At 29.3% G+C, this 11,259-nt stretch carries 14 protein-coding genes; 5 read left to right on the top strand and 9 right to left on the bottom strand.

Annotation, left to right across the window (positions count from 1 at the left end):
* Positions 1 to 95 precede the first annotated feature (95 nt).
* The 3 genes from amaP to ACU68Y_RS00555 are packed head-to-tail and all read left to right on the top strand — an operon-like array spanning position 96 to position 1,432.
* Complete coding sequence (gene amaP, locus ACU68Y_RS00545) at positions 96 to 641, top strand: alkaline shock response membrane anchor protein AmaP (protein ID WP_316451305.1); 546 nt, start codon at positions 96 to 98, stop codon at positions 639 to 641.
* A 9-nt stretch (positions 642 to 650) separates the two neighbouring features.
* On the top strand, positions 651 to 950 hold the full coding sequence (locus ACU68Y_RS00550) for a DUF2273 domain-containing protein (RefSeq protein ID WP_002838166.1): 300 nt from the start codon (positions 651 to 653) through the stop codon (positions 948 to 950).
* Positions 951 to 976: 26 nt separating this feature from the next.
* Positions 977 to 1,432: an Asp23/Gls24 family envelope stress response protein gene (locus ACU68Y_RS00555; protein WP_002839393.1), complete on the top strand. Its 456-nt coding sequence runs from the start codon at positions 977 to 979 to the stop codon at positions 1,430 to 1,432.
* A 33-nt stretch (positions 1,433 to 1,465) separates the two neighbouring features.
* Here ACU68Y_RS00555 and ACU68Y_RS00560 read toward each other — a convergent pair whose 3' ends face one another.
* The 8 genes from ACU68Y_RS00560 to ACU68Y_RS00595 form a co-directional block, all read right to left on the bottom strand.
* Positions 1,466 to 2,320: a DegV family protein gene (locus ACU68Y_RS00560; protein WP_002839270.1), complete on the bottom strand. Its 855-nt coding sequence runs from the start codon at positions 2,318 to 2,320 to the stop codon at positions 1,466 to 1,468.
* An 84-nt stretch (positions 2,321 to 2,404) separates the two neighbouring features.
* Complete coding sequence (locus tag ACU68Y_RS00565; protein ID WP_002839312.1) at positions 2,405 to 4,108, bottom strand: sensor histidine kinase; 1,704 nt, start codon at positions 4,106 to 4,108, stop codon at positions 2,405 to 2,407.
* Positions 4,108 to 4,776 carry a response regulator transcription factor gene (locus ACU68Y_RS00570; protein WP_002838158.1) on the bottom strand — a complete coding sequence of 223 codons (669 nt, stop codon included), beginning with the start codon at positions 4,774 to 4,776 and terminating at the stop codon, positions 4,108 to 4,110. The genes ACU68Y_RS00565 and ACU68Y_RS00570 overlap by 1 nt, the downstream gene beginning before the upstream one ends.
* Positions 4,773 to 5,429: a phosphate signaling complex protein PhoU gene (gene phoU / locus ACU68Y_RS00575; protein WP_002839406.1), complete on the bottom strand. Its 657-nt coding sequence runs from the start codon at positions 5,427 to 5,429 to the stop codon at positions 4,773 to 4,775. Before phoU ends, ACU68Y_RS00570 begins: the two co-directional genes overlap by 4 nt.
* A gap of 14 nt (positions 5,430 to 5,443) precedes the next feature.
* On the bottom strand, positions 5,444 to 6,196 hold the full coding sequence (gene pstB, locus ACU68Y_RS00580) for a phosphate ABC transporter ATP-binding protein PstB (RefSeq protein ID WP_012290501.1): 753 nt from the start codon (positions 6,194 to 6,196) through the stop codon (positions 5,444 to 5,446).
* Positions 6,196 to 7,071, bottom strand: coding sequence for a phosphate ABC transporter permease PstA (gene pstA / locus ACU68Y_RS00585; RefSeq protein WP_316057701.1), 876 nt, complete (start codon positions 7,069 to 7,071; stop codon positions 6,196 to 6,198). Before pstA ends, pstB begins: the two co-directional genes overlap by 1 nt.
* Positions 7,061 to 7,930 carry a phosphate ABC transporter permease subunit PstC gene (gene pstC / locus ACU68Y_RS00590; protein WP_060790646.1) on the bottom strand — a complete coding sequence of 290 codons (870 nt, stop codon included), beginning with the start codon at positions 7,928 to 7,930 and terminating at the stop codon, positions 7,061 to 7,063. The genes pstA and pstC overlap by 11 nt, the downstream gene beginning before the upstream one ends.
* Before the next feature lie 206 nt (positions 7,931 to 8,136).
* A complete protein-coding gene (locus ACU68Y_RS00595) occupies positions 8,137 to 9,072 on the bottom strand; it encodes a substrate-binding domain-containing protein (RefSeq protein WP_446755200.1) in 936 nt (311 codons plus the stop codon).
* A gap of 142 nt (positions 9,073 to 9,214) precedes the next feature.
* On the opposite strand from ACU68Y_RS00595, the gene ACU68Y_RS00600 reads away from it, so the two are divergent.
* Complete coding sequence (locus tag ACU68Y_RS00600) at positions 9,215 to 10,213, top strand: asparaginase (protein WP_446755201.1); 999 nt, start codon at positions 9,215 to 9,217, stop codon at positions 10,211 to 10,213.
* A gap of 101 nt (positions 10,214 to 10,314) precedes the next feature.
* Positions 10,315 to 10,845: a DUF6648 family protein gene (locus ACU68Y_RS00605; protein WP_446755202.1), complete on the top strand. Its 531-nt coding sequence runs from the start codon at positions 10,315 to 10,317 to the stop codon at positions 10,843 to 10,845.
* Here the strand turns inward: ACU68Y_RS00605 and ACU68Y_RS00610 are convergent, their stop codons facing one another.
* Positions 10,846 to 11,235, bottom strand: coding sequence for a hypothetical protein (locus ACU68Y_RS00610; protein WP_304151707.1), 390 nt, complete (start codon positions 11,233 to 11,235; stop codon positions 10,846 to 10,848). It lies immediately after the preceding gene.
* Positions 11,236 to 11,259: the final 24 nt, after the last annotated feature.

Consider the following 11,259-nt stretch of genomic DNA (forward strand, 5'->3'; position numbering starts at 1 on the left):
TATATAAATATTAAGGGTTGAAAAAATGCACTATACTAACAATTTATATATATAAATTTGAATATTATAATATCAATAATGTACAAGGAGGTTTTATGAGTGGATTTAAAAAATTTGTCCATATATTGTTTTCAATATTACTAATTTTGTTTTCTTTAGTAATGTTTTTCACAGTATTCAATTTTGGACAAGTTAGTTATAATCTCAGAGAGTTCATGATGAATGAGGTATGCTTTTATATATTTGCTATTATAGGAGCATTAGTCTTAATTGGGGCAATTTTCATAATGTTTAAAGCAATTCTCTCTGATGATTTAAGTGATTTCTTGATTTCAAAAGACAAAGATGGAGAAGTTATGATATCTACAGATGCCCTAGAAAATACTGTTAAACGTACTGTGGATAAATATGAAGACATTAGAACTTCTAATGTTAATGTAAGAGTAAACAATTCTAGTGAACCATATATGAATTGTGATGTTGAAGTTGGAGTAAGGGATATGTCAAATATCGCTGGTCTTGGCGAAAATATAAAAGAGGACATTAAGTTAAATTTAGAAAACCTATCAGGTTATAAAGTAAAAGATATAACAGTTAAGTTCTTGGATTTGACAAAATCTACAAATAAAAGAGTAGTATAGGGGGAGAATATGAACAATAATAATATGTTGGATAATTTTGAATCCCCTGATGAAGAAAAGAAAATAGTTTTTGTAAGAGAATATTCAAAAGATAAGTTTGATGAAAGATTAATAAAAAATTTATCAGGATTAAGAAAACCAACTAAATATGGAATTTTAGGTGTAATAATTGCACTTTTATTTTTGAAGCTTGGTTTTTGGGCAACAATATTAATACTATTGCTTTTTAGTATAGGTTATGGCTATGGATTGTATAAAGAAGGTAATCCTAAATTTATCAGATTTTTGATGAATTTATTTAGGAAATAATATAATAAAAAAAGGAGATTAGAAACATGGAAGAAAATAAATACAATGAAGTAAACAAGGTAAATGAAAAGAAAGCTGAAAAGGAACAAGAACAAAAACACGAATCAAAATTAACTTTTGATAACTCAGTAGTTCAAAAAATAGCTGCAATAGCTGTTAGAGAAGTACCTGGCGTTTTAGATATGGAAGGTGGATTTTTCTCAGGGATTCAAGAAACTTTCGGTGGATATGATGCTACAAAAGGTATAGAAGCAGAAGTTGGAGAAAAGGAAGCTGCAATTGATGTTTCAGTAATCTTAGAATATGGAGTATCAGCAGTTAAAGTATTCCATCAATTACAAGAAGTTGTAAAACAAAGCGTAAATAAAATGACTGGATTAGATGTTGTTGAAGTTAATTGCAAAGTAGTTGATGTTATGACAAGAAAAGAATTCAATTTGAAGAATAAAAAAGAAGAAGAAAATAAGAGCGGATTAAAATAAACTAAATAAAAAGGGAAGGCAGTGCACCTTCCCTTATTTTAATGTTACAACAGCTCCATAGATATAAGGACCTGTATGTATTACAAAAAGACTTGATATAGATCTTTTATAAATTTTAACATTAGGATAATAATCTTGTATTACTTTTTCTAATTCATCTGCATTTTCTTGTAGGTTTGAATGCATTATATAGATATTGTCTATTTGATCGTTAGCTGCGAAGTCAATTATATAATTAAGAATTTGTTGGTTGACTTTTTTTCTGCCTCTTACTGCATCTATAACTTCCAAATTTCCAGTTTTCTTGATGCAAGTTATAATTGGTTTTATGTTTAATAGATTTCCAACGACTTTACTTGAGCGTTTAATACGACCACTGGTGTAAAGATAATCCAATTTGTCTACAGTAAAAAAGAAATCTTCTTTTGTTTTTAGTTTTTCTAATTCTTTTACTATTTCTTCGTAACTTATGCCATTTTCCTTCATTTTTACAGCTTTTTCAATTAGAAAACCCATTCCCATTGAACATGATCTACAGTCTATCAAATGATATGTAATTTTATCAGAGTATAAGTTTAATATTTGTCGAAATAGATTATAGGTACCGCTAATTCCGCAGCTCATGCATGTAGCTATTATATGTGTGTATCCTTCTGATATGATGTATTCTATTTTTTCAATCAAATCACTTGTTAAGGGAAGCGAACTGCTAATAGTGTTACTATTAATGTCGTTTATAACGTCGTCAATATTTTTTTCATATTTATCTTTATACGTAACTTCCGAATTGTAAATGATTTGAAGAGGGACTTCAACAATGTTGTATTCTTTGATAATTGATGGATCAACATCGGATGTAGTGTCAGTTAGAATAGCAATTTTTTGCATATTTTATTCCTTTCTAAATTTTAATACGATATTATAAACATTATACCATTTTAACGAAAAAAATACGACAAGCAGTTGCCGTATTTAAATCGTTATCGTGATTTTTGTTCCAACATCTAATTTAGATTCAAGCTCTATAGTTCCATCATGAATATCCACGATATGTTTAATTATTGAAAGTCCAAGGCCTGTAGATTCTTGTGAAGAGCGTGATTTATCAACGACGAAGAATCTTTCAAATACTCTTTTTTGATATTTTTCGGCAATGCCAATACCTGTATCTTCACAGATTATTTTAGTTTTATCATTATCTTTGAATATCGAAATCTTGATTTTACCGGAAATCTTATTGTATTTGATTGCGTTTGTAACCAAGTTTTCAATCATTTCTTTGATTAGATTTTCATTACCGTATATTAAACAATTTTCTTGTAAATCTGTAATGATTTCGATTTGTTTACTATCCAACTTGTTTTGATTGGACTTAATTATTTCATCGATTATCTTTTCAGGATTGAAAAGAGTTTTCTCAACATTATCACCAGATTCGTCTAATTTGGAAAGTTTAATTATATTATCAATTAATTCCAATAATCTCAACCCTTCTTGGTGAATAATTGATGCAAATTTGCTTACATTTTCAGGACTTACCATGTTGTTTTCAATCATTTCGGCATATCCATTTATTGAGGTAAGTGGAGATTTTAATTCATGACTAACATTTGCCGAAAATTCTCTTCTTCTTTTTTCGGCTTTGATTTTATCACTTTCATCTACCAAAAATAGTAGAACTCCATTGATATTTTCTTCATCTAATACTGGCGCAATATACATAGACAATAGAATTCCCTGCATTTCTATATTAATATGGTGTGCTGTTTTTGTAGATATTACATCTTTAATAGCAGAATGGATTTTCAAGTCTCTATTCAACGAAATAAATGGTCTACCTTCGTATCTCGAATCAGATGCTCCAAACAAAAACTCAGCAGATTTATTTACTGACAAAACATTAATATTTTTATCAAGCAAGATGAGGCCTTCTCTCATATTATCCGTAATAGTTTTTATTGTAGTAGATCTTTCTTGTAATTCATCCACATATTTTTTTATAGTTTCGTTTTTTCGCCTAATAATATTGATAAATGGTATAAGTTCATCGTAAACTGGTTGTTCTAATAATTTTGATTCTTTGTCATTAACGATGTTATCATCTAATTCATTGGCAATAGTTTCTATAGGATCTAAGATTTGTCTTATTTGTCTTCTATTAATATCGATTAATAATATTAATGATAATGCTAATATCAATAGGGTATAAGGCAATAAATCCAAAATAGTTTTCAAAAAACTAGCAGATTCACAACTAACTCTAAGGACATCAGAATTTTCTTGTAGAATAGCTACGTAATACATATTTTTACCAAAACTATCAGACTTACGAGTTATTGAACCGATTTTGGATTCTCTTGCATCTTTGACTTCTTCTCTGTTATTGTGATTATCCAAAGAATCTACATTTGTGTCAGTATCATAAACTACATTTCCATTTTTATCTATAAGTGTAAATCTATTTGAAGGATTAATTATTTTAAATTTCTTAATATTGGTAATGGTATTATCACGACTATTATCGCTGATAGAATCTAAATATTGGACTTGTCGAAGTAGGGTTGTCTCTTCTTTTGATTTGTTGTAATTGTAAAATATAAAATTCTGTAAACTCAATCCAACAGCCAGGGCTATTATAATTACAAGAGAAATTCTAGTGTAAATTTTTCTTTTCATCATTCACCAGCTTTATATCCCAGATTTCTTATCGTTTTGATTATGCTGGAAGCGTTTTTAAGTTTTTGCCTTAAAGTTGCTATATGAACATCAACTGTACGTGATTCTCCTTCAAAATCGAATCCCCAAATTTTTGTCATGATATTTTCTCTAGTCAAAACTTTTCCGACATTTGATAGGAGATAATACAATAATTCAAATTCCTTGTAAGTTAATTCTACATTTTCTCCATCAACACTAACAGTTCTCTTATCATAATCTAATTCAATATTCTTATAGATAATTTTAGATTTTGTTTTACTTAGTGAGGATCTTCTTAGTAGTGCTCTCACTCTTGCTAAAAGTTCCATAATACTAAAAGGTTTGATCATATAATCATCAGCGCCACTATCAAGACCCACTATTTTATCGTATTCTGTAGTCTTGGCAGTAAGCATCATTACTGGGATGTTTTTTGTTTTTTCATTATTTCTGATTTCTTTTAAAATTTCAAGCCCGCTTTTTCCCGGAAGCATAATATCTAGAATAATTAAATCTATACTAGAAGAATACAATGTGGATTTGAATTCTCCATAGTCTCCAAATCCCATTGCATCGTAGCCTTCATTATTAAGTGCGTAGATAATTAATTCTCTTATGCTTTTGTCATCTTCCACACAGCAAATCATTGTGCATTTTCCTCGTATCTTTCGCCAGTAACTGAGAATATTACCCAAGTTGCAATTCTTTCTGCATTATCACCAATTCTTTCAATGTATTTTGCAACTTGAATTAAATCGATAATTTGTTCAGGATTTTCACAACCAGATTTAATCAATTCTATTGATTCTTCCATGAAGTGTGCAAAAAGTTCATCAACTTCATCGTCTTTTTTGATTACAGAATTTGCCATTTCGACATCATCATCAGTAAAAGCGTTGATACTTTCTACAAGCATTTTTTGAGCGCTTTTGCCCATGGCTCTTATCATCGTCAAATCTTTTGGAAGCTGTGATTTACCAATCAACATAACAAGTTCCGAAATTTCTTGTGCATGGTTTCCGATTTTACTCATACAAGAAAGAATTCTAAGTGCTGATGAAATAAATCTCAAGTCTTTTGCGACAGGAGATTGTGTAGTAAGAAGTCTCAAACAAGTATCTTCTACTTCTTTTGACATTTCATAAATAGTTTCTTGAGAATCATAAACTTTTTGTGCTATTTCCAAATCTTGAGTTTCCAATGCATAAGTGCTTTGTTCGATCTGTCTTTCGACATTTGCCCCAAGAAAAATTAAATTATGTTTTAATTCTTCTAATTGATGTGTAAAATATTTTCTCATAATATCACCTCTTTTTAACCGAATCTACCAGTAATATAATCTTCTGTTCTCTTATCCTCAGGTTTTGAGAACAGTATATCAGTATTATTAAATTCTATAACTTCACCTGTCAAGAAAAATGCTGTCTTGTCAGAAATACGAGCAGCTTGTTGCATGTTGTGAGTTACCATTACTATTGTGTATTTTGATTTTAAATCTTGGCACAAATCCTCAATTTTGTTTGTAGAGATAGGGTCAAGAGCGGATGTAGGTTCATCCATTAATAACACTTCAGGTTCAACAGCCAAGGCTCTTGCAATACAGATTCTTTGTTGTTGACCTCCTGAAATTGAAAGTGCATTCTTTTTTAAATTATCTTTTACTTCATCCCAAATTGCTGCACCTTTTAAAGATTTTTCTACAATTTCATCTAACTTAGCTTTATTTTTTTCTCCATGTAATCTTGGACCATAAGCGATATTATCATAGATGGACATAGGGAATGGATTAGGTTTTTGAAAAACCATACCGACTCTTTTCCTTAATAAGTTTACGTCGTAATTTTTATCGTAAATGTCTTTACCATCTAAAGTTATTAAACCTTCGATTCGACATCCATCAATAAGATCATTCATTCTATTTAGACACTTAAGCATTGTAGATTTACCACAACCAGAAGGTCCGATAAAAGCAGTAATTTCATTAGATTTCATTTCCATGTTGATTTTCTTTAGAGCTTGAAAATCATCATAATATAAATCAACATCTTTTATACTTATCTTAGACATTATTTACTTCCTTTCGTTAATTTTTTTCCTATTAAATTGGAAATTATATTTATTATTAAAACTAAAATTACCAATACAACGCCAGTTGCATAAGATTCTTCTACATGAAAACCTTCAGAAGATAATACGTACATGTGTAATGCTAAACTTCTTCCAGATTGAAATAAACTAGTAGGCACACGAGGATCTGTTCCTAATGTAAACATCAATGCAGCGGTTTCTCCTACAACTCTTCCTATTGAAAGAATAATTCCGGCCATGATTCCAGGCATTGCGACAGGAAGTAATACCTTTCTTATAGTATACAACTTTCCAGCTCCTAATGCATAACTACCGGCTCTCAATTCATCATCGATTGACAATAAAGCTTGCTCACTAGCTCTAATAATTAATGGTAGCACCATTATGAACATTGTAAGAACACCTGATATTAAAGAATATCTAAATTTTAATCTCATTACGAATAATAACATACCAAATAAACCATAAACTATTGATGGAATACCAGATAATGTTTCTGTTGCAAGTCTGATAAGAGTAACTACTTTAGAATTTGACTTAGAATATTCCGACAAATAAATTGCTGTAAATATTCCGATAGGACTTGCAATTAATAATGTCAATAAAACTAATATGATAGTAGTTTTAATTGAAGGCATCATTGAGACGTTTTTGGAAGTATAGTGGTTTGAGAACATACTAGGTCTCAAATGGGGTATACCATTAACTAACATGTAAATAATTAAATAAAATAATACAGCTAAAGTAATAAAAGCCATCAAATAAATAAAACCTTTAATGATTCTACTTTTAGTTTTATTTTTTCTTAAATTTTTTAAACTATTTGTTGATATATCAATAGAATTATTTTCCATTATTTACACCTCTCTTGATCAAATTAAACGCAAGATTAATTAATAGTATAAATACGAATAATACCATCGCAGTTGCAATCAAAGCATCTCTATGAGTACCAGACGCATAAGCCATGTCCAATACGATGTTAGTTGTCATAGTACGTGTTCCTGAAAAAATACTTTTTGCTATTACAGGTTGATTTCCTGCAACTAAATACACTGCCATTGTTTCTCCGATAGCACGTCCAATTCCGAGAATTATTGATGATAATATACCAGACTTTGCAGCAGGAACTACAACTCCCATTACAGCTAATTCGTGACTAGCTCCAAGTGCAACACTTCCTTCATAATAAGAATCTACAACAGTATTTATTGCACTTTCAGATAAAGTGATTATAGTAGGTAAAATCATAATGCCTAGCAGAATAGAAGCTGTGACTATGTTCATACCAGTTCCTCCAAAAGCTTTTCTAATCATAGGAACGATAACTACCAAAGCAAAGAAACCGTAAACTATGGATGGAATACCAGCCATTAAATCAATACAAGGTCTCAAAAAATTATATAATTTTTTTGGACAGAACTTTGCAAGATAAATTGCTGTGAAAATTCCGATAGGTACTCCTATAATTATGGAGCCAATAGTTACATAAATACTACCGATAATCATTGGAAGTATACCAAATTGAGCAGGGACATCGACCGGAGCCCAATCCTTACCAAATATAAAATTAGTTAAGCCAACTTTTTTTATAAAAGGCATTGATTCACCAAAAATGAAAAAACATATCAAAACTATCGCAAAGATAGAAGTCAATGCTGATACTAAAAATACATATTTCATTATTGATTCAGATAAATATTTCTTTTTCATATTAAATCCTTTCTACATTTTTATCACCTTAATATTATCAAGAGCTTGTAAAATTAATGCGATAATAATGTTAATTAAATGTAAAGTTTTCAAACTGATAAATATTAAATCTGTTAAAATAGGGGAATATTAGATTTTACAAATGTAAAATAAAATTTTTTCAAATAAAAAACAGACCTCATAAGAGATCTGCCTTTTGAGAGGAATTATTTAGAAATTTCTGACCAAGATTTAACTTTACCTGTGAAAATATCTTTTACTTGTTCTAACGTTAAATCAGTAGCGTTAGTATTTTCTTTGTTTACGATTACTGCTATACCATCAATAGCGATAGGTTGTGATTTTAATTGTTCTTTTTCTTTGTCTTTTAATTCTCTTGAAGCCATTCCAATATCACAAACTCCTTCGATAGCTGAGTTCATACCAGCTGAAGATCCTGTTGATTGGATTTCGATTTCAACTTCTGGATACATTGCTTTGTAACTTTCTGCGATTTTTTCCATTAATGGAGAAACCGAAGTTGAACCTGCAAGAACAATTTTACCTTTTTGAGAATTTTTGTTGTAAGGTTTAGCTTCTTCAGGAAGTTGTTCATATCCTTCTTTTTTAACAATTTCTTGTCCTTCTTTTGAAAGAATATAATCTAAGAAATCTTTTGGAAGTGGTTTTAATTCTCCTTTGTAAGCAATATTAAATGGTCTTGAGATTTTGTAGTCTCCTTTTTGAACATTTTCTGAAGTTGCTTCAACACCGTTGATTTTAACAGCGTTAACTTTGTCATTTAAAGATCCTAATGAAATATATCCAATAGCGTCTTTGTCTTGACCAACAGTCATCATAACTGCGTTTGTACTGTTTTGTACGATTGCAGATGCTGCTGTTTTGTCTTGTTCTTTTCCGTCAGCACCTTTTTCTAAGATTTTAGTGATTTCTGTAAAAGCTCCCCTAGTACCTGAACCATTTTCTCTAGATACTACATGGATTTCTCCTCCAGCACTTTCGTTTGATTTAGAATCTGTAGAAGTAGTTTCTGTTTTGCTTGAGTTGTCTGATGTTTTTCCATCGTCTTGTTTTGCACATGCTACCATGAATACTCCAAATACAAGCATCATAGCAACTAACATAAATTTTTTGATTTTCAAATAAATCATCCTTTCATATTTAATTCACTAATAGAATACATGTTATGTTTAAAGTTCATATAATATTATTGTAAATTGTATGTAAAGTTATTTGTTAACATTTTTTAAAAATAAAGTGTTATACTATTTTTAGGGGGAATGTATGAAAAAATTACTATTGATTACAACGGGAGGAACCATAGCTTCTGTTGCTACAGATAAAGGATTAGCTCCAGGTCTTCAGGCTAAAGATATTTTAGAATATGTAAAATTTAAAAAATTTGATTTCGAATTGGATACTATTAGTTTATTTAGTATTGATTCAACAGACATTAGACCGAAACATTGGTTACATATCAAACAAACTATAAAAGAAAATTACGATAAATATGATGGATTCGTAATAACACATGGAACTGATACGTTGGCATATACAGCATCTGCTTTGGGATATTTAATTCAAAAAAGTCCTAAGCCAATTGTAATTACAGGTGCCCAAAAATCTATTTCAAATGATATTACTGATGCGAAGAATAATTTAATAGATGCATTGATATTTGCAAGCAAAGAAAAATCACACGGTGTTAATATCGTGTTCAATGGGAAAGTTATTTGCGGAAATAGAGCCAGAAAAGTTAGAACAAAAAGTTTCGATGCTTTTGATTCTATAAATTATCCACTAATTGCAATAATCCATGATGGAAAAGTTTTAAGATACATTGATGACAAATCAGATAATGAAGTAGAATTTTACGATCATTTAGATGACAGCGTGTATTTGTTGAAATTGATTCCATCGATGAGGTCAGATATACTAGAAGATATTTTTGAAAAATATGACTGTATTATCGTAGAAAGTTATGGAGTGGGTGGAATGCCTGCAGGAATATCTGAAGAATTTCTAAGATTAATGGATCGATACTCTACTAATAAGATAATTGTAATGACTACACAAGTTCCACAAGAAGGATCAGATATTGGAGTATATCAAGTCGGAATGAGAATTAGAGAAAAGCTTGATGTTTTAGAATCAAAAGACATGACATTGGAATCAGTAGTATGCAAAATGATGTATGTTATGGGAAAGCACAATAGAGATATTCAAAGGATTCAGGATGAATTTTATTCAATAATAAATCACGATATTTCGATAATAGAATAATAAGACAAACGATAAAGTATTTTTTAAAATATTTTATCGTTTTTTATTTGCAAATTTTGAAAAGTTTGAGATATGAATTATAATTTAGTTAGAGGAAAATTATGAAAAGAAATGTAGATTTTTATGTAAAAAAAAGAAATGAATTGATTGATCTGTTAGATGAGGAGAAAATAACAAAGCAAGAATTTATTTCAAGGAACAACGTATTGATTAATAGTTTTAATTTAAGACCATTTACTGAAATTAAAACAGTAAATGAGGGGATTTTTAACTATCAATATTATAATTTAAAAGCAAAAGAATACAATACAATAGCTAACAAATATAAAAACAAGAAACATAAAAAATACCTTGCATCATTAAATAAATGCAGAAACTATTATTTAGAAAAAGATAATACTATTTTAAAAATACTGGAATTAATAGAATACAAGAATGTTGAAGCATATTACATAGACATTTTGTCTTACAGAATGAGGGATAATCTTTTTGAAATTGTACTCAAAGATTATGAAAAGATGATTTTTCACACAATAAATGAAAATATCAAACAACATTTGATAGCAAATAATGTTTTTGAACCAATAAAGAAAAAATCCCTTATCGATTCTTATGTCAATAAGGGATATTAATTATTTCTTTATTTGATTTACTATTTCTTCTGTAGTCATATTTTTATTTAATTTGTAATTGCCATCTTTAAAAGCTGTAACATTATTTTGTTTTAAGTAGTCCAAGAATTCTTGTTCATTTTTTATTATGTTTCCACTGATTAAAATCTTGGACACATCCAAGTCTTTTGCTTCAGGTGGAATTGTGATTTCAATGTCTTTTACTTCGTCAGTAACTTGTTGGATTTTTAAATCCTTTGAATAAGTTTGAGAACTTGTGTAGTTTTTAGAAAACATTGATTCAATTGTTTTGTAAACATAAAATGTTGTGAATACTAGGATGAGTAATAATAACAAAAGCTTTGCAAATTTATAAATAAAGTCTACTATTGTATCAATAAAATTTTTCATTTTTCACCTTCCTTATTAAATTAT

It is taken from the genome of Finegoldia sp. P1-F-LS (assembly GCF_052932205.1).